We start from the raw sequence: 26,667 nt of genomic DNA, 5'->3' as shown, positions 1-26,667 counted from the left end.
GCATCAGAGAATATCAAAATACACTGCTGCGACGGCTTGCGCAACATCCCGCCAGTCGCGCCAGGCGACTATCGGTGGGAGTTTGATCTCGACTCCTCCCTCGCCGTCGACAGTCAGCCAATTCACGACGTTGGCTCGTTTGGTCCCGGAATCTGTCGTCGCTGGATCGACCGTATCGACACTCGTTGTCGAAAGCCGCTCGCGCAGTTCCGTCGCAAGCGCACGCTGGACCCCAGTGTGGACACGGCCACCGATCTTGACCGTCGAGGCATCGTGCACCCGAAAACTAATCGCGTACTGGAACCGTCGTTCGGCGATGGTTGCAAACATCGGATAGGTGTCCGGTTTCAGCGACGTCGGCGACCGATAGTAGTTCGTCATCGCATCCTCGCCGAATCCGTGGACCATCCACGTGGTTGGGGCAAGTTCGACCCGCACGAGCTGCTTGTGTGCCTCACCCGCTACAGTGTCGCTACCGGCCTCGATATCACCCCCACACGGTGCAAGTATCGCGATCGAGTCGCCGCCACAGTCCCACAGCGTCTCAGTGACGTCGTTTGTTCGCCATGCGTCCCGGTAGGTCTGTTTCATCGTGTTTGCTGGCCGTACCGCCCGATCGTACACAGTGCCCCGACTGTCGTCTCCTCGTGGTTTCCCAACCTATCCATCGATGAACGTGGCCTTGATCCGCCGTGCCTCCGGCTCTGTGACGTCATCGAGAGCCGCCAACGCCGTCCAACTCGCGTACCGAAGGTCGATCGGGATACTGTATCCGTGTCGGTGCAGCGAAGCGACCGCACGCCTGCTAAGCGGCTCGACATCAGCGAGGGTCACTCGAGCAACTGCACCAGAAACGTGATGGTGGCAGTCTGTCTGCCGCCTCTCCGTCCGCCCAGCTCCTGACATATGGAAGCCGACAACCGGCTCGACTGTTGCAATACTCCTCAGGGACCGGTTGAGTAACGGGTTAATACACCCTAGCTTCGGACTCAGAACGTAGGGTCGGTCCTGGGGGGTATATCAGAACCCTCTCAATTGCGACCGTATGTGGTGACGGCTACACAGCCCGGACACTGACGTCATTGCGAGTCCGAACCACCGCGTTCAACTCACCGGGCCGTTCGAGTAACACCGCTTCACCGCCACGTGAATCCTTGTTCCGCCGGATAACGTTCTGACACACGCTCGTCCCCTTGCGAGTTGGTTCACGATGGCGTGAATGCCCGACGATCTGTGGAGGTGCATCGCCAGGCATGTGCTGGAAGTCCATCCAGAGGAGCCCGGCATCGGGACCACGACCGCCCCGACCGCCGATCCCGAACACGGTCGGATACCGTTCGATAATGGACTCCTGCTGCTGTCGATCGAAGGTCCCAGCACCCATTGCTTCGAGACAGTCGATCGCGGCATCGGTAGCCTCCTGGTTCGCGGCTGCGACATCGAACTCGGTCGCCGAGCCGGCATGCGAGTAGGTATAATCGTACCCGCGGAAGGCGGCAGGAACGTGTCCAGCGGCGACCGTTTCAATGAAGGACCGCCTACGGTCGGGTGGAAGCTCGATGCTGAACACCCCCGGCCACGGGAACCGGTCCGGAAACAACACCGCCATCTCGTGATTCCCGAGATGATAGCGCACTCTTCCGGGTGAGGCCTCCGAACTCAGCCGCGCAAGCAATTCGAGGCACTCCTCGTTATCGGGCCCGCGATCGATGAGATCACCGTTGAATACGAGGACGTAGTCGTTGCCCGCCCAGTGGAGTAGGCCGTCACCGTCCGTCGTAACGACTGGAGCGTACTCATCAGTTTCTCCCACAGCCGTCAACGCACTCCGGGCTTGGTCGAGGTATCCATGGATATCGCTGATGCTGACGATCGTCGGCTCGCCATCCTCCGCTTGAAACCACTCGATGCTGTCCGGCGACACACCGGGATCGAACTCCATGTTCGCTCTCCCCGCTCCAACCAAACGGATGCTGGCCTCGAAAGGACACTAATCAGTCCATTCAGTACGGTCCAACTTGTCGGTGTAAATAGACTCTCCTCACCTCTCACCAGAACAAAACGGCCGAGGACAGCGTCCACCATCGGGTTGCTGTGCTCGCTACCGTTCAGAAAGCACGCAACGATCAATCCGACCTCCTCGGCAAACGCGAGACGCTATCGATCAGTCCCTCACTGGCGTCTGCGCTCGGTGTTTCTGTCGGGACGCAACTCCGACTCGAGGCTGATTCAGGCGGACCTGTCGGTGCATACACAGTCGCCTCTCTTCACGACGATGGGGACGTCCAGATACGTCTCGCGAAGCGCGGCCGGTCACAGCTACACATCGCTCCGGGGGATCGGGTCCAGGTCCAGTCTGTCGTTCCACGCACCCAGCTGTCGTTTCACGATGCCTGGATGCGTGACGAGTGCGTCGAAACCGTCTGGCATGAGGCACACGACCCTGCTGATGTCGCGTTCATCGCACCCCATGGTGGGGATGGGGAACGAAACACCGATGAGGCAGCCGTCTACGCGGCCAAGGCGTATCCAAATCCCGCATCGGTCTGGGCCGTCCACAACTTCGGGGCGAGTGCAACCGAGCGGTGGCACATCACCTCCACGAAGATCTCGCCTGCATCGTATCCGGGATTACAGCGACTGCGCGGCGCGGAATTCGACCGAGTCGTCAGCTTCCACCTCTGGAACGGTGACGAGATCATCGTCGGCGGCCGGGCGAACGACACTTACCGGGAGAACCTTGCCGAACGGATCGCTGCGGGCGTCAATGGCGTGCGTGACGTCGTGACCGAGGATGCGAAATACATGGGGGACAGTGAAGCGAACGTCGTCAACTGGCTCACACACGACAGCCAGCGTGGAATACAGATCGAGGCGCCTGCCTACGTTTATCAGCGATACCGCAAACGACTGGGGGAGGCGGTCGCGGAGTTTCTCGAAACCGAAGGACCGTGATCGGAACTTCCGAAGCGGCCCCACCTGAGGTTCACAGTGTTTGGTATCCGGCCGGGTTTGGTCACTCCCGGGGCGGTCTGCGTGGACCCGGGGACAACTCTTGTTTGAGGACTAGCATTAAGTCAGGACAGCCGGTTGCACGGTTTGTGCAGATTACCATCTTCGCATGTTTTCGGCGGCGTCTACTGAACCACCTCGGGAGGAAGATAGATGAGTAAGGCAGACGGCGTCAGCATGAGCAGTTCACCGACCCCGGTCGGTGACCGAACCGAGGAGTCCTTTCGGGAGCTGACGAAGCTAGGGGATGTCGGTCACCAACGCGTCCCGACGATCGAGCAAGACACCTACCACGAGCGCTCGGGCGACGGGGAGCGGACTGACGTCGAGATCGTGACGCGTGCGCTCGAACTGGGGATGAACGTCGTATTGAAGGGCAACCCGGGCGTCGGGAAGAGCTTCCTCATCCGATATCTGTGTGCTCAGACGAACCGACCACTGTACCGGATGACCCTGTCGGAGACGACCTATCGGGAGGACCTCGTGGGCCATCTACACCTCGTGAGCGGGGAGAACGGCGAGACGGTAACACAGTGGGTTGACGGCCCCTTGACCCGAGCAGCCCGTGAAGGCGGGATTCTACTCTTGGACGAGATCAATGCTGCGGACGCCAATACGGTCGCTGCACTCAACTCGGTGATGGAAAGCCGCGGGACGCGGACACTCACGATTCCGCAAACGGGCGAACAGATCACCCCGCACGAGGAGTTCCGCGTCGCCGCCACCGCCAACCCGGGGTTTCAGGGGACGTATGAACTCAACGACGCCTTCGAGGACCGGTTCCGACACATCGAACTGGAGTATCTCCCCGTCGATGTCGAAGTTGACCTCGTCCTCGAACAGTCGACCCTCGATGGGGGCCGTCGCGAGGAGATCACCCGACTCGTAGAGTTCGCCGGCCGGCTCCGTGAGGCTTACCGGGAGGGTGAACTATCGACGCCGATCACCACCCGGGAACTCGTCCGCATCGCCCAGTTCATGACGGATGACTTCATGTCGCTTCGCGATGCGACCCGGAGCGAACTGGTCGCCCGTGTGGACGAGTACGACGAGTCGCTCGTGCGAACACTCATCGACACACAGCTCTGAGGACGGATGAAACTCACACCGGACACGACCACGGAGGACCTCTCGGCGTTTGCCCAGCCGCAGCGGTCGGGTGAACAGCGACGCCACGAACTCGAACGAGTCGCCAACTTTTGCACCCCTAGAGGCACACACGTCCAGGTGCGATTGGATCCGGTGCGGGCGCTGTGTCGCCCCGACGAAGAGACCGGCGGACTGGAGATACTGATCCCGACGAAGCAGTACGACCAGTGTCACACCGACTTTCCGCAGGAGACGTGGGACCACCACATGCAGGTCGCGCTCCTGTTTCACGAACTCGGCCACGTGCTGTATTCGGACTTCGAGACGTTCGGCTCACGCCTCGAAGAGACTCCGAACCGCTGGCGGTCGACGTTTCGGATGATCTACAACGCTGCTGAGGACGGTGCAGTCGAGACGCAGATCGCCCACGAGTTTCGGGTCGGAGACCTACTCCGACTGTTGAACAGGACCCTGTCGACGATCGCTGCGTCCCGACATCGCGAGTATGTCGAACTGTTCGACCCCGAGGAGGGGTCCTCCGACGGGGTAACTCGAACGTACACCGTATACGAAGCCCTCAGGCAGGGGATCCTCGATGGCGGATTCGTCACGAGTGGACGGTTCGAGAAGATCCGTGATCCATCCAACGACACCCATGTCGTCATGAACGACCGCGGCGAGGTTGTTCGCGATCTGGCGCCCGATATCGAGTCGTTTACCACGGAGCTGTGTTCGACAGCGGATCCCACCGAACGCGTCGACTCCGCATACGAACTGTACGAGTCGGTCCGGCCGGTCCTGGATACGCTCGCGCCGATCCAGCTCCAGCGAGTGCAGACGGCGGCCGTCAGGCCGAGCGATGCGAACGGGTATTCATCGTGGAACCCCCGGAATGCACACCTGCTCCCGGGACGCGATGGAGGCGTTCCGGGTGGGGAACGAGGGGACGGTGAATCCTCCGAAACGGCCGTTCGGGTGCCGGCGGGCGATGGCTCCGTGGCGGGCGAGACGGCAGCCGATCACGATTGGATCGCCGACCGGCGGCGGACGGTCGGAGGTGCCCGCTCGAACGGACCCGTTTCCGGAGGTACCCCGCTCGAACAGAGCGGTCGGGAATATCTCGATATCCTGGCCGATGACGATCTGGATGTCGGTGCGGTTCGTATTCCGCCCCCCGCGGACACCGCTGCTGTGCAGACTCGATTTACCCGTATCACGGACAGTACCTCGAAATTAGAGTCCGAGCTTCGAAGTCAGTTGAGACGGGAGCGCCGCCAGCAGCTCGTTCGGGGAACGCGATCCGGGCGGCTCGACGACCGTCGGGTCGTTGCCGCCGCCCGCGGGCGGGGGCGTGTGTTCTCGCGACGCGAGTCCGGCGCCGAACGGGACTATTCCTGCCTCCTCGTGCTCGATCGCTCGGGCTCGATGCGCGGTGAGACGATCGAGGCGGCAGAGGAGGCGGTGACCGCCCTCACACACACGCTCAGTGCTGTCGGAATCTCGGTGGGCGTGCTCTCCGTGTGGAAATCGACGGTGTGTCTCGAACATCCCTTCGAGGGCGACCCGGGCGAGTCCGCCGGCAGGCTGCTGAGCCGCCGCGTCGACGGCGGGTCACCGCTTGCCGAGCCGATCGCCGTCGCCCGTCGCCGGGTCGACCACGGGGAAGGGAGTGAGCCGTTCATACTCGTCATCACGGACGGTGCCCCCGACGACGAAGAGCGCTATCGACGCCAACTGGAGCGGTGTTCCGTTCCGGTCTACGGGATATACATCGGCGCTCGCGAACGCGATCACAGCGAATATTTCGACCGTATCGTCCACACCGATCCCGGCTCCATCCGGAGGGACCTCGCCTCGATCGCTCGCCGCTTGTTCGGGGGCCGGCAGTGACGGGCGAGGCGTCAGTACCGGTTTCGGATGTCATGCGCTCACGCCGCCGGTACAACGCTGGAGACCAGCCGGCCTCGGAGCACCTCGATACGTTGCTCCCGGCGTTGGAGGCCGACGAGCGGATCCTTCAGGAGTACGCACGTCGGTATCTCCGAGCCCTCGTCAAGGAGTGTCCGGACCGCGCCGACGACGTCGCAAACGCGTTTCGGGCGATGATCGCGACCGGATACGAACTGAGTCCGGGAACGATCGAGGACTTCTCGCGGTGGGCCACGGAGTACCCTCACACGTTCGCGCAGGCCGGTGCAGCGCTCGCGGCGGACATCGCACCGAGTTCCGAGACGGAGACACCGGAGCCGATCGCGATGGCGTTTCTCGACCGACTCGGTGCGGCCGCACCCGGAGCGATCAAACCCGCAGTCGGCTCGCTCACAGAGTTCTTGATGGACGCACACGATGACTCGACGAAAGGGGCCGCGTGGATCCTCGTTCGGGCCGCTCGTGACGAGCCCGCTGTCGTCCGCCCGTTCATCGCAGAACGGCTGTGGCAACTCGATGCGACGGACCCCGAGGTGGTTGCCGATGCGCTCCACGGCTTGGGCGCTATCGGATGGGTTCTCCCGGACGAGATTCCGGCGGTGGATCGCCTCTATCCCCACCTGTCAGCGTCAAATCCGGATGTTCGCGCTGCCGCTATCGAGGCAATCGGCCGCATCGCCTCCCGCCCGCCCATCGGAGAGGCGCCATACGGGTTCGCGGCGCCGGACGTCGCCGAACCAGTCATCGATGCGATCGTCGATGGTCTCGACAGTTCGAACGATGACGTCCAAACGGCTGCCCTGACGACGATCTCGTGGATTTCCCGGACGGCACCCGAACTGATCGAATCTCGGTCCCGGGCCCTTCGGTCGGCGCTCCCGACCGACGATCCCGACCGGATCGAGACGGCCGTCGATATCGCCAGCAGGCTGTCTGACCCTCCGGTTTGGACGATACTCGCCGCAGCGGACGACTTCTCCGATGTCGTCTCCGTTGACATCTTGGTGTCGTTACTCGAATCGAACGATGACGTCCCGGAGCCCGACGATCACGGTCCGATCCTCCCGTTGCTTTTTGAAACACTCCGGGACGAGGAACTCATCGACTCACGAGATCTCTCCGACACCGAATCGGCGTGTCTCGACCTCATGGCCGACCGGGCGATCACCACGCAAGCGATCGACGACGAACTCGTTGACGTGTGTCGGGCCGTTAGTGCAGACCCGACCGACGTGACGTCCGGTGAAATCGGGCTGTTGACTCGAGTCTGCCTACAGGTACGGACCTCTGATACAGTCGATTCTCCGCCGATATCGGTCGATCAGTTGCTCGACGCAATTGCGGACGGTCTCGAAGACGCAGATCGGGCCCGGCGGAAAGCCATCTGCCGCTCGGTGGATCGGATCTGTAGCGAGACAACCGGGTACGAACAGCGGTGTGCGGACATCATGCTTTCGGGGCCGTTCCACACGACCGAACGCGCGGCCACGACGGGACCACTCTTAGCGGTAGCCGACAGCCATCCGGAGTACGTACACACTGCTCTCCAACGCATGCGAACGGCTGTACGGATCTTTGAGGAGACACGAGAATCGGACGATTCTATCACCGTCGGATCGGCATCACGAGCGCTTGACTCGGCGTTGAAAGAGGTGTGTACTGAGGCGCCGGCTGTCGCGCAGGACCGGGTCGAGTACGTCGTCGACATCGTCGCACGTGCGGGGCCCAACGCTGAGGCAGCGAGCCGGGCTCTCATCGAGATCCGCAAGTCGATAGCTGATCCTGACCCGCGGGTAACCGACCGACTGGTCGGGATGCTCGATAGAGCCGTCTTCGAAGAGCTGTTCGTGCCCATCTCCGTGGCGATCCTGCTGGGGTCGCCGACCGATGCACAGTGGACCCGCGCAGTTCGCACGATTCGAAGCGTGATCCACCGCGATTACGAGACGCTCGATACACTGTCGGCACTCGATGAATCCTGTACTGACGCGATCCGAACGATCGAGTTCGACGTGGGTCGTGAGGTGATGAAGACCCACCCCGAGGTCGCTGCGGCCCACATTACTGCGGCGCCGGATTCCACGACACTGCTCCAATCGAAACTGTTCGATGACTTCGAAGACATCTACAATCAGGTGGGTTCATCGACCGCACTCACGGCGCTTGTCACGGTTGCAGAAGGGACACCGGCCGCCGCCGCCGGCGTCTCTGATGTTCTGGGTACGCTCTATCTCGGCGGCGTGACTGACATGGTGTGTGATGGATTGAAGATCGTCCGATTGGCGAGCGGCCGTGATCACGAGACGCTCCAGCGGTGGCACCACCATCCTGACCCGGAGATCCGTGCGGCAGTCACAGAGACACTCGAGACACTACGCGATCGGTCGCACCCGCTTGCATGTGAGGGTGAACCGGAACCGGAGCTATCCAGGACAGCGTCACCGATCCCAGCATGCCGACAGGCCCTCGGCGCGGGCCACGGGGATAGGACTCGTAGAGCGCTCAGGCGTGGCGTCGCCGACGGGACCGTTGACCGGACAGCGGCGGTCACCTGTCTGCTCGGACACGCATCGCGAGTCGGCGACCGGGAAGGTCGTGACGACACGCTTGCTGCGGCTGCTCGCCTTGCAAACTCCGACATCGATGCCGAAGGTCCCCTCGCGGATTCCGGCGACGCAGGAGCGGATGTTACCCACAAGGAACCGCAGACCGCGATCGCACGCTGTCTTACGGACGAGAGTCTCGCTGTTCGGCGTTCTGCAGCGTCCTTCCTCGCGATCGTTGGGCTCCCCCGAGGTGACGAGACGACGGACCGCCTTGGGGCAGTCATCACGAGGTTGCTTATCGACAGTCACCCCTGCATCCGCGAACGACTGCTCTTGCTGATCGACAGGCATCCCTCGACGGTCGATCTCGAACGGGTTACACCGACTATCGCGGACGCACTCACGGATTCGTTCCCGGTCGCTCGGGTCGCGTGTGATGCCCTCCGTCGGGCCTGTACGGAGCGTCCCGATCTTGTGTCCGATGAACGCCGTGCGCTCGAACAGGCACTCGCCGCGAAAGACGAACGGACGCGGCAACTGGCCGCGTCGGTAGTAAACGAACTCGGCCTGCTCGATCCAGAAAGCATTGCTCCATCGATGGACCGGCTCATGGAGCGAGTGCAGACCGATTCTGCGAATCGAGCACTGTTGTTACGAACGATCGCCGGGGCCAAACCACAGGACCTCACAGAACTACACGGAGTCGTTGAGGCCGCTCAATCCCTGCTCTTGACAGACCCGGATGACCTGTCGGCCATACATTCGGCCGGCCGACTGCTGCAGTCGGTTGCCCGGACGGACCCGGATATTGTGGCGGCCGCGATCGACGAGTCAGCGGCTGAGGAGCTTGTCGACGGGGAGATCGACCAACTGGCCGTTGAGTATCATCTCGTTCGCACCCTGTCGGAGGTCGCTGCCGACCATCCTGACTTGGTGGAATCGTTCAGCGAGCCGATCGAGACAACCGTCGAGTCGGCAGGTTCGTACAAAGCCTACCGTGAGAACACCAGCGAACGGGGGGAACTCACGGTGGCACCGGCAGCCGTCCGCGAAGCCGCAGCGGATGCAGCAGGGCGTGCCGGAGCTTCGGTGTTCGAAGCGGCACTCGAAGCATTCCCGACGGTGGTGGGTCGCCCAGAGCTGGACCCCGACGCGGTCGCTCAGTATCTCCTCCGCACCGAACCGGAGACGCGGACTGATGTTCTCGACCAGCTCCGGGACAACTGCGCCCCCGAACTGATCGAATCAGTCTGTCGGTCGCTCGCAGCGATTTCGATCGACCGCGCGGCGATCAGGTGGCGGCGGAATCGCCTCGCGGCGCTGGGAGCACTGTTGCCGGAGGTCACACCGGACCGTGTGTGCCGGCCCGCAGTCGAGGTGGTGTTTTCCGCGCTCGACGCGTCGAATATGGACGTTCGGAAGGATGCGGTCGAGTTCGCTCGGCCAGTCTGGGAGCGGGGACCGCTCGTTGCGGACGAGTGGCTCGCGCGGCTGTTCGAAGTGCTTCGAGACCACGCCCGGCCAGTCCAACAGGCTGCTGCTGAGCAAGTCCCAGCCCTCGTTCGTCGTTCATACGTGGATGCTGGGATGGTTACCGAGGCGTTGGTGACGAGAGCAACGGCCGATACCGAACCCGTAACTGGACGTCGAGGGGCGACCCTCGCACTCGGTGCGATCGGAACTCAAGTGCCGACTGCGAGACGGCAGGCCACGGAGGCGTGTCTCACGTGCCTTGATGACCCGGATAGGTATGTACGCCGGTTCGCCCTAGAAGCGCTGCACTCGTTCGCAGATGTATCGCCAGCCCTCCTCACGCCCATACCTGATCCTGTCACGAAACGGCGCGAGGACGGCGTCCCGGAGGTCGCTGCCATCGCCGATGACCTGTATGAGACACTCATATCCGAACAGTGATATCCCGCATACGGGAGGTGCACCCTTCGAGGTGCGCCTCAGTCATCCCGCTTCAGCTTCGAGAGGTTCCGGTTGATCTCGTCGGAGCACGAATGCTGGTACTCGTGCGGATACGCAATACATACAGCACGGAGAAGCTCGTTGATGTTCGCTATTCCTCCCTGTCTCGAACAACGTCCCAAAGCTCCGCTAGCGACAACGGGTCTATCTCGACGCGGTCCCCTGTTGCGGTGTAGAAAATACTCGGCCGAATCTCGCGCTCGGGATAGACAGACTGCACAACGTGATAGTAGACGCTCAGCTGCGTCCGGTATTCGTCCTCACCGTGGCGCCCACGGTCCGTTTTGTAGTCCACGATATCCACACGCTCGGGGGTGACATGGAGCAGGTCGACGACCCCCGAAATCGTCACGCGTTCGCCGTCCACAGACAGCGGGAGGGTTGCGTCTTCCTCGACGAGTAGCTCCCCCGAAAGCGAATCGAGAAACGCCGCCACTCGCCGTTCATCCTCATTTGTCGGGGCCGCCGTTCGGTCCCGTGCATACGCTTCGGCGAAGTCGTGGACCTGGGTCCCGTACTCGGTCCCCATCCCGCCCTCGACATCCTCGAACGGCTCGGCACTCATCAGCGTGTGCGGCGTGTGCGCTGTCGGGCCTGCCGGTTCGAGAACGTCCATCGTGAACGTCGATCGGGTAGGGCCGCCCCCGGTGTAGTGACTGACATCCGGTTCGATCGTCTCTACATCGACCGGCAACGCTTCGAGGAACGCGTTCGGGTTCTCACCTGCGGCAAAGACGAGATGGCGCTTCGCACGCGTGATCGCGACATACAGCAATCGACGCTCTTCATCATATCCACGCGGGAGGCAGTGACGAAGGACGTCCATCCGCCAGTCGCTGAGGACGTGTGGTAGGTCGTACGCCGACCGTTCGAACACCTGGCGGTGGCGAAGGCCGATCGGATCTTCGAACTGGATCGTATTGCTCCCCCCACCACTGGGCGGGAAGCGGCGCTGATTCATGTTCGCCAGGATAACGATCGAATGCTCGAGTCCCTTCGTCGCGTGAATCGTTTGGACGGTGACCGAGTCGGTGCCCGCACCGGCGTCGATCTCTTGGGTGCTGTCCTGTTCGATCCCTCGCTCGATGAACCGAATGATGTCACCGCGCGTCATCGTCGTCGAGTCCGCTGCCGACTGAACCGTCGTCAGGACGTGGTCGGCGGTGGGGCCGGTCAATCCATACCGAGCAAACACCTGGCGTGCAACGCCGCCAAGGGTTTCCATCGATGCTAACTCAGCCCGGAACGCGACCATCTCCTCAGGATACGTCGGGGAGCTATCGGCATCGAGCATCGCGTCGATTTCATCGAGGAGATACCCCGCCTCCTCAAGAACTACCGCCCAGCCACGATCGGCGTCGTATTCGAGGATTCGAAGCCACGCGAGCAGCAACTTCGCTTCATCCGTGTGGAACAGCTCGATGCCGCCTTCGTAAGCGACCGGGAGGTCGTATTCGCTGGCTGCCGCGAGCAGTTCACGGCCGAAATCTCGGGTCCGGGTCAACACGGTGATGTCGCCGTAGCCTGGTGGCCGCAGCTCTCCGTCCTCGTCTTCGACGAGATACTCGTCGTTATCGACGATGGCTTGGATCTTCGCCAAGACCGCTTCGTGCTCGTCCTCGTGTTGGATCGCCTCGATAACGGAATCGTCGCGGTCGGTATCCGCGGTCAGCGGTGTGATATCGACCGGGTCGGACTGCTCGCGGGATGTCGCGGGGACCGAGAGTGCGTTCGTCGAGAACTCGAGGATCGACTCCGTCGAACGGTAGTTTCGACGAAGCGAGATCGACTCGACGGAGTCGGTGTCCCAGTGGACTCGCGTGGTGTCTCGGTTGAGTTCGGCCGCAAACGTCGAGAGCCGGCTGTCGAACTCGAGGATGTTGTCGACGTCCGCGTACTGGAAGCTGTAGATGCTTTGCTTCCAGTCGCCCACGACACAGAGGTTGTCCGTCTCAGCGAGCAAGAGTGCGAGTTTGAACTGGATCTCGCTGGAGTCCTGGAACTCGTCAATCATCACGTACTCGAACCCGACCGACTCACGCAGGGTGTGATCCTCGCACAAGAGAACGAAGGCGAACGCCTGCAAGAATCCGAAATTTAGGTAATTTCGGCCGAGTGCGAACGAGAGATACTCATGATAGACATCGTGGACAAATGACTTCAGGGCGGTTCGATCTTGGTGGAAGGCCAATTCTGCGACGTCTGCCGGCACCTGTTTGCCCTGGCCTCGAATCTCCGCTTTCGACGGTGCATCAGGCTGATACAGTTTCTCCTGTCCATACTTGTTGAGTCTGCTCCGCAATCGCGATTGGGCGGTACCGTCGTTCCGGGGTTCATTTGCCTGGTCGAACAGGTCGCGGAAGCCCTCGAAATCACCGTCGAGGTGGGCTTCGCCGTCACGATACCACCCCTCCGCTGTCGGGAACACACCCTTTGCAGCGAGCTTGCCGATCAACTCCAGCAGTTCGGTGGGGTCGTTTAGCGCCCGGAGCTGGTCGGCATGGTCGGGATGGTCATCGCTGAATCGGTCGATGAACTCTCGGAACAACCGTTCCTCAACGAGTTCGTTTTCGATGATCTGTGTCGAACCTGTGATCCGCCCCTCAAGATCGAGATATTGGGGTGCCGTATGCCCATACTCTCGTAACAAATCAGAACACAGTGAGTGGAAGGTTTGGATCGGCGCATCATCCAGGTCCTTCAGGCCATACTGGCAGTGATCGACGATCCGGGTCCGCATTTCCTCTGCAGCGTTCCGCGTGAACGTGACCAAGAGGACGTCTTCCGGTGCGATGCTGGCCTGCTTGACGATCTCCGCATACCGCCGTGTGACGGCAAACGTCTTTCCAGTCCCCGCACCGGCGTCAACCCGATAGAGTCCGTCGGTGTTGGTGATGAGAGATTTCTGCTGTTCGTTTGGGGTCAGCTCGCTCATCGGGACCCCTCCAACAGCAAGTCCTCATGGTCGAGTCGCCGGGCGTTCGGTTCGCCGCTACGACCCTCGACGGGGAACCGCGCAGCGCCTCTCCGATACTCGTTCAGTTCGGTCAATTGGTCGGCGACGAAGTCTGTGAACGCGTCCATGTCCTCGATGAAGTAATTCCGGCCGTAGATGCGTGCGAGTTCCCGGAGTGCTTGCTCACAACCGCTGGTCACGTACTTGTACTCTCCCACGGTGTCCCGCATGTGTTCGATCAACGTCTGGCCGAAGGCTGAGTCGATCATCTCGTCGTTGGCACTCGTTGTCGGTGGGGTGGCACGCTCGAAGACAGCCGCCCACTCACTGTAGGTCGTTTTCCCGAGTGTCTTCTGGCAATCCCCCGCCCCGTCGTCACGCAGGGCCGCGAAAACCGCCTCCGAGCGAACGTGGTCTGGGAATGACGTGGGATACGCAGAGACTGTGGTCCGCGTCGCTTCCAGGGCAGCCTCGCCTGCGACTGCCTCATCAAGCGTTGCGAGGGGGTGGAAGAACGTGAACTCAAGATCTTCATTCGGTCGCTGTGTGCGCCAATAGGAGAGATACAGTAGCGCCTGGAAATCGGGTTTGTCGTGTGGCGGCTCGATAGCGGATTTCCGGACGATCTCGGTTTCTGTGGGTGCTGTGGTGCCACTCTTGTGATCGACCAATTCTGTGGGCGACGCCACCAGATCGATTTTGCCTTTCATCCCTAGATCCTGCTCCTCGAACCACACCTCGGTTGGAGCGTCACCGATCGGTCGTCCGTAATGGGTAGCGAACGTATTCTCGCCCCATCGGTCGGCGGTCCCGAGTGCGGGATCGCCCACAGGATCGGTTTCAGCAATGTATTCGTGAATCGTCTCGAGTGCCACACGATATTCCGTTCGGCGAGTCGGTTCATCGACGCGCCTGCGGAATGGACGGGTCGCGTCCAGTATGAGTTCGACAGCGTCGTCGACGACGTCGGAATCGACGAATGCCGGGTGGGCAACACAGAACTCGGCAAAGTCGTGGAGGAGATTTCCCTTCATGAAGTACTCTCGGTCGGGGCTGTCCAACAATCGCGAGAACATATAGTCGCGTGGAGAATTGACGTACGTCGCCAGACTGCTCTGGCTGATCGTCTCGACTGACTCGATGTCGGTATCGACCACCGTCGGGTCGCGGTCGAACCCGTTGCCGTCAGTCCAGTCGGGTGTTGTGTGGCGAACGTGCTCGACGTCTGTGAACCGCTCGAAAGAGGACTCCAGGAGTTCGGTGAAATAGAGCGCCGGTGTAACCGGCGACCCACCTTCCGCATCAGTCACGAGATAATGCTGTTGCCGGCCGCTTTGCAAGAGCAGTTGGAAATCGTCGATGTTACGAGTGTACTGATCCTCTCGCCCCACCCACGGACGGTTCGGTGGTGAGGCGGTCCACCCATCATCGAGCCCGAGGTGGACGACAGTCGGACGGCCGACGTAAGCCGCACTGGTTGCGTCTGCGAGTAAGACGCCCGTGTTCTCGCGGTCGACGGGTACCTCGTATGATTGCAGATAGAACGCCAATTGGTCGACAGCGGTGTCGGTGACCGTCGTTTCTGCAACTCCCAACGCTTGGAGTTCTGTCCGAAATGCATCCAGCGACCGACCGACCCGCCGCTCAAACGCCGCGAGAATGTCATCGAAGGTGTGGTCATCTGTGGTCGACCGCAGGTCCTGCACCCATGAAATTGCTCCACCGTTCAGCTCCGAGACACGCTTGTCGTCGTGTTTCGGTGCCGGAGGCTCTCCAAGGTGAGTGAGAAGCGGTCGAATCTCGCGCACACGTGTGTCCGACCCAGCGTTGAGTACTCGAAGCAGCGAGAGATATGCCCGATGGTCGGTGTTATCGATGAATCCCGGGCCACCGTAGAACGGGATCCCGGCGGATTCTAAGCCGGATTCGATCAACGACGAATACGCGCTTGCCTGGTCGAGAACAATGGCGACATCATCTGCGGTTTCCGTCGAGAGGGCATCGATGACTGTCTCAACCACGTCCGTTTTTGAATCGAACACGTGGAACGGAGTGGGATCGTACGCTTCACTGTGGAACGGACTGACCGACGTATACTCCGCAGGGAGAATTGAACGCTCAAGTGGGGTCAACTGTGGTTCGCCCACAACAGCGACTGACAGCTCCTCGTCGATCGAGTACTCGGACAATCGGGCGGAGGTCGTATCGAGGTCGTCGATGGCTGCGACTGCCTCGTGAGTCGCATCGCTCACGTATGTGTCGTACTCGAAGATTGCCTCCAGGTCGGCCTGGTGTTCCCAGCACTGGAGGATGTTCCCCACTTCGTAGGCGACTCGTGACCACGCACGGTCGATGCGGTCGATGATCTCAAGGAACGCCAGACGGTCCTCGGCCTGTTCACGTCGACCAGCAGCTAATCGACGCGGGGTGATCGCGAACGCACCTAATCGAGGTTCGTCGAGTCGGCGGTTGATCGCGCTGGCAAGTGGTGCGTCAGGGACGACAACGAGGTCGTGGTCGACGACAGCGTCGTAAATATCGTCGATCGATTTGGCTCGAGAGAAGACCACGTTCTCGAAGAAGCGTGTGTCAGTCTACTTAATCTCACCGCAGGAAAGGTATCTGGACGCCGCACGACATTCTGTGGATCTCGACGTAGTAAATTCACTGATTGCCACGAGAGTGACAAGTGGGAGCTTGAGTTCGAAGTGCCAAAGTATACTGTGATCGTCCAATGTGACGCGACCGTCCGAGTTGAAGAGGCCGATCAAAACCACTTCGATACCTGACCGGTTCTATCTTCTGCCTCACTACAACCCGTGGATATGCGCTTGAACACTGATCTGATTTCTCAAGCGATTCGCTGTTTCCGTATCGAGCTCATCGGGGATAGAATCAAATGCGGTCGAATACAAGAGCCGAAGCAGATACTCATCGACAGAGTCTGAGCCACGCTCGTCCTCCTGAATCCACTCGGTGAAGTCCTCACTCGAAGCTGTCAATTCTTCCTCAAGTATCTCAAACCACTCGTCCAATGTATTCCCCATGATCAGTGGCTCATATTCGACAGCTCTGGTAATCGCAAGTCCGTACACACCCGTTACGAATGCGACGGGGTCAGTCGTTCCCGTTTTCGATTCCAGCTCCATCGCACAGGCTTGCGTCACCTCACAGAGCTGCCTGACAATGTCTTCATGAGCAACAGCAAGCCCTGGTTTGATGCTACTCGCGATGTGGTTCGCGATCCATTGTCGGAGGCGAACCCCGAGCTGTTCACTCAGCCAGCGGTCGAGACCCATGTCGATCGACTCTCCTGACGAACTGTATCGATTCGCCTGAAACGCAGTGAGTTCCATCAAGACGAGATAGTCGACTAGGTAGTTCTCGAACGGAAGGTCGTTCGGTGACAGGGGTATCCCCGCTATCAATAGACGTCGAAGCATCTCTCGTCGAATCATTGTGTCCGTCGACGGCGTTTGTATGGCTATTCGAAGCTCATCAGCTGTCGTTGGAGTATCAGGCGAAAACTCCACGGCGATGAGTTCGGTCGCCGCAGCGATGATATCCTCTGCAGTTGGTTGAGGAATCGTCCCAGCCCCGTCGTCTGTAGCCGAGTATGGGATATCGTGATACCAGACGCCTCCCAAGTTGGCGGCGCAGCCGGTGAGTCCTTCCGGGAACTCATCGTAGAGGTCAGCAAGTACTGCTTGCCGTCTCTCTCCAGCTGTTTCGAGATCGGTATCGGTTCCGCTGAACCAACTCCGCTGGAACAGCAGCCGCGTATATATCTCTGGAGTAAGCTGGTATCCCTGGTTGGCTTCACGGATGTATCCACGGAGATACCGTTTGAGCAGGCGCTCAACAGATTCACGCTCGTGTGGTTCGACCTCGGCTGCATTGAACAGGGTCGCCATATCCGGGACGTATCGCACCGCTGCGAGCGTCTCTAGAACCCGTTCGATGTCTGTGGGGTGGTTTTCGATTTGAGTGAGTGCGTTCTCGAGGTGGCGAACGAAGATCCGCTGTTGGGAGAGCTCGCCTACGTCCTCTCCAGTGACGACGAGTGAGCCGGCGATGATGGCGAGCAGCGGGAACCCGTCGCTTGCCTGAATGATATCCTCGTGTTCCTCCGAGTCCGGGTCGAGTTCGAACGGCTCGATTAACCCCGCAATGGTATCGTCGTCAAGAGGGTCGAGGCTGACTGGATTGTCGATGTCCACAGGGAGATCGACCATGCGTTCCAGCCGATCTGCGATGTCGTCGTGGCCTCCCTCTGGACTCGTCTCCCAGGCCTGCGCAAGGTCTGGGTACAGTGAGTCTGTGACTTCGATGACGATCGCGTCGACATCAGCGACGAGTGTCTCACCCAACAGTCGGCTGACGGTTGTAATCGAGTGCCCGGTGTGTTTGTACACCAGGACGAACTGGTCGGATCCGGCTTTCTCCCGCACTCGGGTGCGAATCAACCCCGGGTCCCGTGTCTCATCCAGGACGCCCGCATCGACGCCATCTAATTCGTGAATGAGGCGACACACGAAGGACGTCTTGCCGACTCCACGTGGGCCCCGAACAATGAGACACGGCGGGAGGTCCCCAGCCGCTCTATTGGAATCTTCGTCGAGTGCGTCCTTCAGAGCGGTCGCAACCTCCTTGAGGCGTGTCGGGCGTAGCGTTTGCCTGCCAAATGGACGTGCAACCCCAACGGCCATTTCGGATGGGACGCCCTGTTCACGGAGCATCGAGACCCTCGTCCGGCGGTTCTGTCTGATGAGCCACTCGGGATCGCGGACTGCGTCGGCAACGAGTCCATCGACCCACTCTGAGAGTTGCTGTGTTTCTGCTTCGATCTCGCTGAGGTCATCCTCGAGTGATGCGACTGTGTCTGCGAGGTCGTCGATCTCCTCTGGGTCCAAATCGAACAGTGTTTCGAGCGACTCGAACAGTTCCGTATCATGCACGGCCTCCTGAAGAACCTCGATCGTGCCGGGTGGAACGTCGAGTTCCTCTTCGAATACCGCCGCCGTGTGTGGAAGCAATCGATCATCTGCGAGCGGCCCGAGGAATGACTGTACGTTCGACCGGGGCCGACCGTCGTTGTGTCGCTCACGGAGTTTTAACAAAAGGGTGACTGTCAGCCCGAGGAAAACCGGCTGGCCTGTGAACCCCGCGACCGTTACTCCCGAGGTACCGACGGCAAGTTCAGAAGCACGGTCGCGAACGGTTTGGAGGAAGCCAGTCTGTGTGATCCGGTCACTGATTGCGGTGACCTGTTCGAAGACGCCACCAGACGAATCGAGAGTTCGAAGACTGTCGTGACACACTAAGAACGGGAGATATGAGTCATAGACTTCGTAATCGTGGTCGAACTCGTACTCGTAGTGGAGTTTCGAGATGTTCCGTTCGATCTCCGCTTCGGAATACGAGGAGTGATCGCAGCATGTCTCGACCGCTCCCTCATATTGGAGTGGCACGTCTGCAGACGTTTTCGGATATCGAGCGTGAATGACTTCGAACGAATCGTCGAGCCGGTTGTCCAGGTCGGTTTCTTCGAGGAGCCAATCGAATCGTCGCGGCCGCGTGACGAGAACAATCCCGCTCGATGCACGGAAGAGCCAGTCCCACTGTGTAGCGTTCGCGTCGCTGCGATACCACCGATAGAAATCGTCAATGACGACTGGTGTGTCGTCAGTACTGTCATCGAGGGTATCGAGACCGAGGTCAGCCTCATAGCCGAGATATGTATATCGGTTGGCGTTGTCATCGAGGAAGTCGCTTTTCCCGACCCACGGACCCCCGAGAATGACGAGGTTCGTCCGGTCACCTCGTTCGTCAATGTACTCGGGAAGTTGTGGTGGTGTGAATCGGCGAGTGGCCATGGTGGTAGTTCACATACGACAAGAAAATGTGTTTTGTTACGTGGTAACAGCACGGCTACGGCTGTTGATCCTGGTCGTTCAGGTGCTCCGCTACTCTGGCTCACTGAGGAGTCCGAACAGGCACCGCGGTGTGTCACATTACACGGTGCCTGCGCGGGTCAAAATTGAAACAGCCGACCGCACGCGGTCAGGTCGAAATAGACCTGGCTCCGTCGTAGCATGGAAACCACGCAGACCGGACACAATAAAGACGTATCGGTCACTATCGATTTTGTAACTTCTTCGAGGCTACATCGAGAATTCTCGGTATTCAGTTGCTGCCGGTGGGGTTTGGATATGGTTTCTCCTGCTCTGGGAGCTCACCACCCGGGGACGCCCCAGTCTATATTAGCCGATAGAGTGATATCTTCAGTGACAATTATGCCAACTTCCTCCCCCGGTCGGTGTGAATACACGTACGCCCCTGCGGACACGCGGACGCCGGACGACCGAGTCGCCATCAACCGTCCAGAACACGAGCGCTGTCCACATCCGGTCGTGGATGAGGAGACAAGCCGGTGTTTGTATCACCACCAGGAGAGCGATTTCCCAAGTGACCGCTTCACAGACCGGTTTTCACAGACACTCGCTGCAACAGACACTCGGCCGACGTTTGCCGGCGAGCACCTTCCTGGTCTCGAGCTGAGTGACGATGTTGTGACAACGGCGTCTCAGGAACCGCTCGATCTACGCGGGGCCGTTATCGATGGGGATCTCGATTTGACGAACGCGACAGTCGATGTGCCACTGCTGCTCGATAATGCAGCCGTCACCGGGTCGATTCTCATGGACGACGCGGTATTTCAGGCGCCGGTCAGTCTCGTCGATGCCGATATTCAGGGACGGATTCACGGACACAATGCAGCAATTGCGGGTGGAGTCAACGCCACCGGAATGGACGCGGGATATGTCGATCTTCGAGAGGTACGTATTGACGGTGCAGCTGTCTTCGATCAGGCGTCGTTCACGTCGAATCTGATTCTGGCCCAAGCCGAGATTGACGGCGAACTGTCTATCGAGGGGTCTACGTTCGACTGGAATCTCGATGCGACAGCTATCACAGTCGGGAGCCAACTCACGCTCACCGGCACGACTGTGGATGCAGATCTCGACGCGATCGCAGCCGAAATTCAGGGGAGTGCTGAGATGCGCAAGGGACGCGTGAACGGTGAGACGGACTGGAGTCACGCGACTGTCGGCGGCGACATCATCGCGCCCGACTGTGAGTTCGGGAGTGATGCGATCTTCAACAATATCGACACTGACTTCGGGAGTGATGCGATCTTCAACAATATCGACACTGACGGTACGGCGATGGTATTCGACGGGTCACAGTTCGATGGGACGGCTGATTTCGCGACTGTCTCGGTTCCCAAGAGTCGCGTGTCGTTCGCCGACGTGACGTTCGGTGGCGAGGTGTGGTTCACACATGCGACGATCGGTGAGGTAGCCGACTTTTCTGGGAGCGTATTCGAGGGGATGTCTCATCTTCGCGATGCGGTTTTTGAAGCCGAACTCGTCCTCCGAAACGTACGAACGACAGGGCAGTTCTTCTTGCATGGGTCCGTCGTCCACGGCGACTTCGACTGTACAGACGCGTCGTTCGAACACTTCCAGTTCTCGGCGACGGTGGAGGGAACGGCCGATTTCAGTCGTGCCGAATTCGTCGAGAAAGCCTATTTCAAATCCAGCACCTTCGGGGACCGAGTCTGGTTTACTGACGTATCGTTCGCCGGGCATGCCGACTTCACCGATACGCGGTTCACTGGGAAGGTGACGCTCGACGGGACCGAGTTTCTCGTTGACCCTACATTCACAGACGCTCGCTTCGCCGTCGACCCTGATTTCAGTGTGGCTGAATTCCCGTTTGCGGAGACGATCGATTTCGATGACCGTCGCTCTCGGATGATTCTGGCACATCCGGAGTCGTTGCAACACGAGGGGAAGACACTCCCGAACGAGGCGATCACGGGGGAGTTCCCGATTCCGGCCGATGCGTCCCATCTCGTGGAAGGCGGCATCGAGGAGACGAAAGGCGTCGTGGTTGCGTTGATGGCGTTCGACAGGCGACCTTGGCACGACGCGGTCAAAGACTCGTTACGAACGGCCCGGACCGCTGTCGCACGACTCCCACAGAGTGAGGACGCTGTGCTGGTGTTCGGAGTGGACATTCACGCCCGGCACTTTGGCAGCGGGAGCATCACCGGCGTGATGCTCGCTGGTGTCTATACGAAGCACGACGAGTCGGTCGTATTCGGGCATTTTGACCCAGCATTTATCGAGACGGACTATCTCATCCCGATTCCTGCATCCGATGATGCGTTCAGCTCCGGGGCGGAAGTGGCGACGGCAACTGAATTGCATAAGGCGATGGTTCGCCACGAGCTCTTCCGGGCGATGCACTTCGATGATCAGGTCGATTCAGATCCGGTGGTTCACGGGAGACTGATCCCGATATTTGTCGCTGCCACCACCATGTGAGAGTCAGTGTACTCCGAACCCCGTCTGAGAATACCTCTGGGCTTGGTCGCCCCGCTGTACTACCTAATTCGGAACTAGTTTACTCTAGAGTGATTCACCCAAGGCTAAACTACATGTCGCCAGGACGTGTAGCGTGTCGTATGAGCACCGACTTCGGGACGACTGGGGGAATGGAAACACGTGAACTCGTCCACTTCGTGACCCAGCAGACGCGATTCGCGCTCATCAACAACATCCTCCAGCACCCCGAGCAGCTCCCCTCGATGTACGAGCTCGAGGAACTCAACCCCAGCGTGAGCGACGCGACCGTCTACAAGCACATCCAGAAGCTCATCGACGCCGGTATCGTCAAGGAGGTCGCTCTGGACGACGACCAGCGCCGGCAGGGGTATCCCTGGAAGTTCTACACGCTTACTGAGGCGGGGCAGGAGTTCCTCAAGGATCACAACCTACTCGCTGCTGAGGAGACGCTCCAACAGATCTACGAGACCATCTCCGACAAGCCCGAAAAGATGGTCAAATACGAGAACGCTCCCCGTCCGGACGACGAGTGACGGACTGGGAACGCGGATCACCCTCACTGGGTCGGCCGTGAAGGAACGCCTTGGCTTGGCGCGTGGGGAGTCACTCACGTCGACGGCAATCCGGCGTGTCTTCGAGAAACTCGAGGAACTGGCCGCCGACTCCCCACGAAAGGTGACCGCCGACACGGGCGGGACGGGGGAGAACCGCCTCGTCATCTACCTGACGGACACGGAGGTGCAACGCCTCACGTGAGCTGTCGGGTGGTGACAGCCCCACCTGGCGGCCCCCCTGACAGCCACGGCGGGTGACCGGTCACGGCGTCCGCCTCACGCACCCCAGCACCACTCCACGCGCGGTGTGTTCGCCCCCGTCGACCCCTCGTTCGGGGATCGACTACCGTGGGGTGCGTCGAGAAGCGCGGCGGTCGGCGGCGGTGTGTGTTGCAGCGACGGTGCCGATCGGGCTGTCATCGGGTGGCAGGTTCATCGAGACGCAAGGAAGAAGCCCACGACTTCAGTCGTGGGTCACTGAGTGTGAACTCTTCGGAGGGGTCTCCGATTAGCACCGAGAGAACATCCCGCATCGCCTGATACCGGAACACTCGGTCCTCGGGCTACGGAAACTCGAACGCGATAGTCGTCGATCCATTCCGTTTGGGCATAGGTTTCCTATTAGGAATACATCTGCACAAGCTGGCTGTCGTGGAGGTAATCCAGCAGAAAGCTGGTATCGAAGACGATCATCGCTCGCCACGCGAGCGGAGATCCGCGTCTAACGCATCGCTCGTGTCTTCGACTGCCTCTCGAAACCCATCCACGTCCTGCATCGCTCCGAAGCCCTTCATCGGGTCGCGGTTTTCCCCCGTCAATCGGAGAATGGTATCCGTGAAGCTCTCCCCCTCCCGCTTGTCTGCCTTTAGCCGCTCGTACGCTTCGTCAGTGATAGTGAGACTCTTCGTTCCCATACGTGTACGTGTAGCTGTGTACTTACGTAGTGGTTTGGTACTCGTGGCTGTACAAACGGCTGTTTGACTCTCCAGAAAACGTTTATCAGTAGGATGAGCGTGAATCAGTATGCGTCGCCGGACGGTCCTCGCCAGCCTCACTGCCGGCATCGGTGCATTAGCCGGGTGTAACACCGCAGCCGATGAGCCGACGACGGCACCATCGACGTCACCGACCGCGGAATCGCCTCCTTCGTCCACGACATCGTCGACCCCTCCCGAGCAGGTGGACGAGTGGGACCTGGGTGCAGCGAGTCTCATCGACCTTGAGACTGCTAATCGGACCTACGCACTCGCACCGCTCCGGTATCGAACCGACGATGGAGCGAGTATTCGGATGCGATTCACCTCGACGGCGACATCCGAGGGGCCTGCGACAATCGAGGCGCGACTCACCAACGAGAACCCCTTCGAGAACACGTTCCGCTTAGAGTGGACACCGCCGTTCGGGCGACTGGCCGGCGATATCCCGCATCCGATGGGTGAGCGAACTGGTGACGCCACCTACCGTGCGGGACTCGTGTTCGCCCCGACGGCGAATCACGACCTCGTCGAGGACCCGCCCGAGATTGAGCGTGACGAGGCCGGGTACTGGCGACTCAGTGCAGACAGGACGCCGGACCTTCCCGAGCGGGTTCGCCTCGCGCCGGGAGAGACCATCCACGGAGCGTACGCACTCGTGGGTCGTGCAGAGGGTATCGATCGAGGCCGGCCACCTGGGGTCTACGAGTTCTCCCGCGGCGGGGAGCGACCGGTTCGTGTCACCGTGTGGCCGACCGACGCTCCCGGGCCGGACTCCACATCTACATTCACTGGGGTCTCAGTTCCCGACCTACCGGGCGACGGCGAGACGGCCTGGTTCCACGATGCCGACGCCGAGACTCCCACGTTCGTCCGACCGAGTGTCGAACGGACGGATCTGCCGGCGCGCATCGAGTTCACGTTCATCAATCGGTCCCGCGAGCCCACACGCTGTGGGCACTGGAACGTCTACAAATTACAGGATGGTGCGTGGTTCCACCTCGGACCCTACGTCCACACGGCGGACTGTCGGTTCGTAGCGCCGGGTGATGTGAAGACATGGCCGATACGGGCGGCAGCCGGCGAGATGGCACCCTGTCAAGCAGAGAGCTACCCGTTCCTCGGTGGCGGGCAGTACGCTGCCGTCGCAGGCTACGGCCACGCGACAGCCACCAGCGCGGCACTCGTCGAGATTGAGGCGCCGCCGGTGACTGTCGTCCCGACTGAGGATATCACGACGACACGTGACGGCGCGACGGTGACGGCGACCTCGAAGCGCTGGCGCACCGCCCCCGACTCCGAGCACCGCTCGCGAGTGTCGCTCGTGCTGGAACCCGGAGCCGACGCTGATCGGCAGCTCATCGCCGAACAAGTGATGCGTCGCCGATATCGCGGTTACCGGAACACGCTCGCGTTCACTGGTTTGGACATCGACCGAGTCGTCCTTCGCACAGACGATCGCACGGCCGACTGGACTGTTGGCTACGACACTGAAGCGACCCAATTCCAGTACGATGGGCGGTCATACCGTATCACGAAGCAGACGATGTGATTGTTGTCTCCGTGTTGAGCCGGACGCAGTTTGCAGCAAGACGCTTTGGCTCTGGTGAACAACGGTCGGTGAGAGCCTCAAAACGGTGTGGGAGTTGGTTTCGAGTCCATGTGTGGCTCCACGTGAGACCGAATACCCCGGGAGTTGAGAGTCTCCTGTGGCGGTCTGTCCATCTTATGCGGGGGGTTCGCGGAATGCGCCGTCAGGACTCGCGCCACTTGTGGCCGCACTCGACGCAGGTGAACAGGCGAACCTCATAGGAGCCGCCCGGCTTCGGAATCATCTCGTAGTAGGCCCGGTCGCTGTCGCAGTCGTCCGCCGGACAGGATTCCTGCATCGTCTCGGTGGAGCCCTGGGTCGCGTCGGCCACGTCGGGACCCCCGTCGTCCCGCTGTCCATCCTGGGTCGTCATCGCCGCTTCCGCGTGCGAGTCCCGCGGCTCCTCGTTCCTACAGGAGCGACACACCCATGTGTCGCCCTCCGTGTGCATCATCGAGCCACACTCGTCACAGAATTGCATATTATGTACGAATACACGGGTGTCGAATAACTGTATTAATTTTCGATCCGTCGACGAGCGACGCGGCGACCGCCGCGAATCCCGGAACTCGAGTTTGAACAGCGCGTGAGCGAGTACATTCGGGACCTGCCTTTCCTGTGGGTCGCCGCCGACGACGAGCCAGGCCCGGAGAGTGACCGCGCCTACATCGAGCGCAACACGATCGCGCTGGTGAGCAACTACGCCAGTGAGACTATCGATCCCCGAACCGATGACTGGTTGGGAAGAGACAGCCCACGAGCGGACATTCCGCAGGCAGGCCCGTGGAACAGCGAGTACGTCGACGAGGAATACGACCCGGCAGTTCTGGACAGACTGGAGCGTGCAATCGAGGACACGTCGCCAGCCTGATCTGGTGGGTACTATGCAATTATTTGTTGATGGACGTGTAGGAATTCGGTATTAATGGTCGGGATGGATCGCCGGAGTGTGCTTGTCGGCTGTGTCGCCGGGTTGGCTGGCTGCAATGGACTCCTGCCCGAGCGACCTCAGTTAGGCGATGAGACGACCGCATCCCGTACGCAGCCCTCCGCTACCGACCGGTCAACTGATACGCCGACCGTAACTTCAACCCCCACGACCACCGCAGTCGACTTTCCCGTCAGTGATGTCATCCTCGCAGTCGCGGAAGTGGGCCCGGAGTACGAGGTGGTCGGCGAGACGATCAGGTCGTTGTCATCGGCATCCGGTGACCAGCGGCAGGAACTTGTCGACAACGGGATTCGACTCCTTCACGAACGGTCGTTTCAGCGCAGTGGGACAGCAGCGGACGAACCACAGATCGTATTGTGTTCAGTAACCGTGCACACCGACGAATCGACCGCCCAACAGGCACAGGAGTCACTTCTGAGTTCAATCGAGTCGAGTGGGGGAACGGTCGAGGACCGAGAAGTCCTTTCGGGGTATGACTCGACGCGCGCCCGCTTCCAAAACGACCGCGGCGATTATAACGTCCTGTACATCCGGCGGGAGGCAGACGTTGTCTACTACGTAGTCACATCAGATCCGGAAGAGTACTATCCAACAGTCACACGCCAACTCTTCGCAGCGATGGTCACCGACGCCCCACGCGAGTGATTTCCGCCCTACAGACCTGAAGTCGTCC

At 60.4% G+C, this 26,667-nt stretch carries 17 protein-coding genes; 10 read left to right on the top strand and 7 right to left on the bottom strand.

Annotation, left to right across the window (positions count from 1 at the left end; genetic code table 11):
* Window positions 1-3 precede the first annotated feature (3 nt).
* Entirely contained in the window at window positions 4-591 is a 588-nt protein-coding gene (locus tag ACQUQ1_RS10170; RefSeq protein WP_435064181.1) for a hypothetical protein, read from the bottom strand.
* Window positions 592-1,057: 466 nt separating this feature from the next.
* A complete protein-coding gene (locus tag ACQUQ1_RS10165) occupies window positions 1,058-1,942 on the bottom strand; it encodes a metallophosphoesterase (protein WP_435064180.1) in 885 nt (294 codons plus the stop codon).
* A gap of 152 nt (window positions 1,943-2,094) precedes the next feature.
* Here ACQUQ1_RS10165 and ACQUQ1_RS10160 point away from each other — a divergent pair, with 152 nt between their 5' ends.
* The 4 genes from ACQUQ1_RS10160 (at window position 2,095) to ACQUQ1_RS10145 (ending at window position 10,490) form a co-directional block, all read left to right on the top strand.
* Window positions 2,095-2,955, top strand: a complete 861-nt coding sequence (locus ACQUQ1_RS10160) for a poly-gamma-glutamate hydrolase family protein (protein ID WP_435064179.1) — start codon at window positions 2,095-2,097, stop codon at window positions 2,953-2,955.
* Window positions 2,956-3,165: 210 nt separating this feature from the next.
* Window positions 3,166-4,101 carry an AAA family ATPase gene (locus tag ACQUQ1_RS10155; RefSeq protein WP_435064178.1) on the top strand — a complete coding sequence of 312 codons (936 nt, stop codon included), beginning with the start codon at window positions 3,166-3,168 and terminating at the stop codon, window positions 4,099-4,101.
* Between the two features lie 138 nt (window positions 4,102-4,239).
* Window positions 4,240-5,991 (top strand): vWA domain-containing protein, encoded by a 1,752-nt coding sequence (locus ACQUQ1_RS10150; RefSeq protein ID WP_435064177.1) that lies wholly within the window; start codon window positions 4,240-4,242, stop codon window positions 5,989-5,991.
* On the top strand, window positions 5,988-10,490 hold the full coding sequence (locus ACQUQ1_RS10145; protein ID WP_435064176.1) for a HEAT repeat domain-containing protein: 4,503 nt from the start codon (window positions 5,988-5,990) through the stop codon (window positions 10,488-10,490). Before ACQUQ1_RS10150 ends, ACQUQ1_RS10145 begins: the two co-directional genes overlap by 4 nt.
* Before the next feature lie 151 nt (window positions 10,491-10,641).
* Here ACQUQ1_RS10145 and ACQUQ1_RS10140 read toward each other — a convergent pair whose 3' ends face one another.
* The 3 genes from ACQUQ1_RS10140 to ACQUQ1_RS10130 form a co-directional block, all read right to left on the bottom strand.
* Window positions 10,642-13,485, bottom strand: a complete 2,844-nt coding sequence (locus ACQUQ1_RS10140) for a UvrD-helicase domain-containing protein (protein ID WP_435064175.1) — start codon at window positions 13,483-13,485, stop codon at window positions 10,642-10,644.
* Window positions 13,482-16,076 carry a PD-(D/E)XK nuclease family protein gene (locus ACQUQ1_RS10135; RefSeq protein ID WP_435064174.1) on the bottom strand — a complete coding sequence of 865 codons (2,595 nt, stop codon included), beginning with the start codon at window positions 16,074-16,076 and terminating at the stop codon, window positions 13,482-13,484. The genes ACQUQ1_RS10140 and ACQUQ1_RS10135 overlap by 4 nt, the downstream gene beginning before the upstream one ends.
* Before the next feature lie 240 nt (window positions 16,077-16,316).
* Window positions 16,317-19,382 (bottom strand): hypothetical protein, encoded by a 3,066-nt coding sequence (locus ACQUQ1_RS10130; RefSeq protein WP_435064173.1) that lies wholly within the window; start codon window positions 19,380-19,382, stop codon window positions 16,317-16,319.
* A gap of 537 nt (window positions 19,383-19,919) precedes the next feature.
* Between ACQUQ1_RS10130 and ACQUQ1_RS10125 the strand changes: the two genes are divergently transcribed.
* From ACQUQ1_RS10125 to ACQUQ1_RS10115, 3 genes are all read left to right on the top strand, one after another.
* Window positions 19,920-21,902 (top strand): pentapeptide repeat-containing protein, encoded by a 1,983-nt coding sequence (locus tag ACQUQ1_RS10125; RefSeq protein ID WP_435064172.1) that lies wholly within the window; start codon window positions 19,920-19,922, stop codon window positions 21,900-21,902.
* 140 nt (window positions 21,903-22,042) lie between these two features.
* Window positions 22,043-22,456, top strand: a complete 414-nt coding sequence (locus ACQUQ1_RS10120) for a PadR family transcriptional regulator (RefSeq protein WP_435064171.1) — start codon at window positions 22,043-22,045, stop codon at window positions 22,454-22,456.
* Between the two features lie 37 nt (window positions 22,457-22,493).
* A complete protein-coding gene (locus ACQUQ1_RS10115) occupies window positions 22,494-22,679 on the top strand; it encodes a hypothetical protein (protein WP_435064170.1) in 186 nt (61 codons plus the stop codon).
* Between the two features lie 487 nt (window positions 22,680-23,166).
* Here the strand turns inward: ACQUQ1_RS10115 and ACQUQ1_RS10110 are convergent, their stop codons facing one another.
* Window positions 23,167-23,391, bottom strand: coding sequence for an antitoxin VapB family protein (locus ACQUQ1_RS10110; protein ID WP_435064169.1), 225 nt, complete (start codon window positions 23,389-23,391; stop codon window positions 23,167-23,169).
* A 265-nt stretch (window positions 23,392-23,656) separates the two neighbouring features.
* Here ACQUQ1_RS10110 and ACQUQ1_RS10105 point away from each other — a divergent pair, with 265 nt between their 5' ends.
* Window positions 23,657-25,003: a hypothetical protein gene (locus ACQUQ1_RS10105; RefSeq protein ID WP_435064168.1), complete on the top strand. Its 1,347-nt coding sequence runs from the start codon at window positions 23,657-23,659 to the stop codon at window positions 25,001-25,003.
* A gap of 202 nt (window positions 25,004-25,205) precedes the next feature.
* Here the strand turns inward: ACQUQ1_RS10105 and ACQUQ1_RS10100 are convergent, their stop codons facing one another.
* Window positions 25,206-25,523 (bottom strand): RPA12/RPB9/RPC11 RNA polymerase family protein, encoded by a 318-nt coding sequence (locus ACQUQ1_RS10100; RefSeq protein WP_435064167.1) that lies wholly within the window; start codon window positions 25,521-25,523, stop codon window positions 25,206-25,208.
* A gap of 105 nt (window positions 25,524-25,628) precedes the next feature.
* Between ACQUQ1_RS10100 and ACQUQ1_RS10095 the strand changes: the two genes are divergently transcribed.
* Together ACQUQ1_RS10095 and ACQUQ1_RS10090 are read left to right on the top strand one after the other, a co-directional pair.
* Window positions 25,629-25,913, top strand: a complete 285-nt coding sequence (locus ACQUQ1_RS10095) for a hypothetical protein (RefSeq protein WP_435064166.1) — start codon at window positions 25,629-25,631, stop codon at window positions 25,911-25,913.
* A gap of 54 nt (window positions 25,914-25,967) precedes the next feature.
* Window positions 25,968-26,639 carry a hypothetical protein gene (locus ACQUQ1_RS10090; RefSeq protein WP_435064165.1) on the top strand — a complete coding sequence of 224 codons (672 nt, stop codon included), beginning with the start codon at window positions 25,968-25,970 and terminating at the stop codon, window positions 26,637-26,639.
* The last annotated feature ends 28 nt before the right edge of the window (window positions 26,640-26,667 follow it).

It is taken from the genome of Halobaculum sp. EA56 (genome assembly GCF_051195075.1).
GTDB lineage: Archaea > Halobacteriota > Halobacteria > Halobacteriales > Haloferacaceae > Halobaculum.
The sequence above is the reverse complement of the archived record's forward strand: the minus strand, read 5'-3'. Positions and strand labels throughout refer to the sequence as shown.

Bases quoted from the DNA above. Each gene is read 5' to 3' on its own strand.
- ACQUQ1_RS10110 (WP_435064169.1), bottom strand. From the start codon at position 23,391: ATGGGAACGAAGAGTCTCACTATCACTGACGAAGCGTACGAGCGGCTA.
- ACQUQ1_RS10130 (WP_435064173.1), bottom strand. From the start codon at position 19,382: ATGGCCACTCGCCGATTCACACCACCACAACTTCCCGAGTACATTGAC.
- ACQUQ1_RS10100 (WP_435064167.1), bottom strand. From the start codon at position 25,523: ATGCAATTCTGTGACGAGTGTGGCTCGATGATGCACACGGAGGGCGAC.
- ACQUQ1_RS10090 (WP_435064165.1), top strand. From the start codon at position 25,968: ATGGTCGGGATGGATCGCCGGAGTGTGCTTGTCGGCTGTGTCGCCGGG.
- ACQUQ1_RS10155 (WP_435064178.1), top strand. From the start codon at position 3,166: ATGAGTAAGGCAGACGGCGTCAGCATGAGCAGTTCACCGACCCCGGTC.
- ACQUQ1_RS10170 (WP_435064181.1), bottom strand. From the start codon at position 591: ATGAAACAGACCTACCGGGACGCATGGCGAACAAACGACGTCACTGAG.
- ACQUQ1_RS10165 (WP_435064180.1), bottom strand. From the start codon at position 1,942: ATGGAGTTCGATCCCGGTGTGTCGCCGGACAGCATCGAGTGGTTTCAA.
- ACQUQ1_RS10140 (WP_435064175.1), bottom strand. From the start codon at position 13,485: ATGAGCGAGCTGACCCCAAACGAACAGCAGAAATCTCTCATCACCAAC.
- ACQUQ1_RS10120 (WP_435064171.1), top strand. From the start codon at position 22,043: ATGAGCACCGACTTCGGGACGACTGGGGGAATGGAAACACGTGAACTC.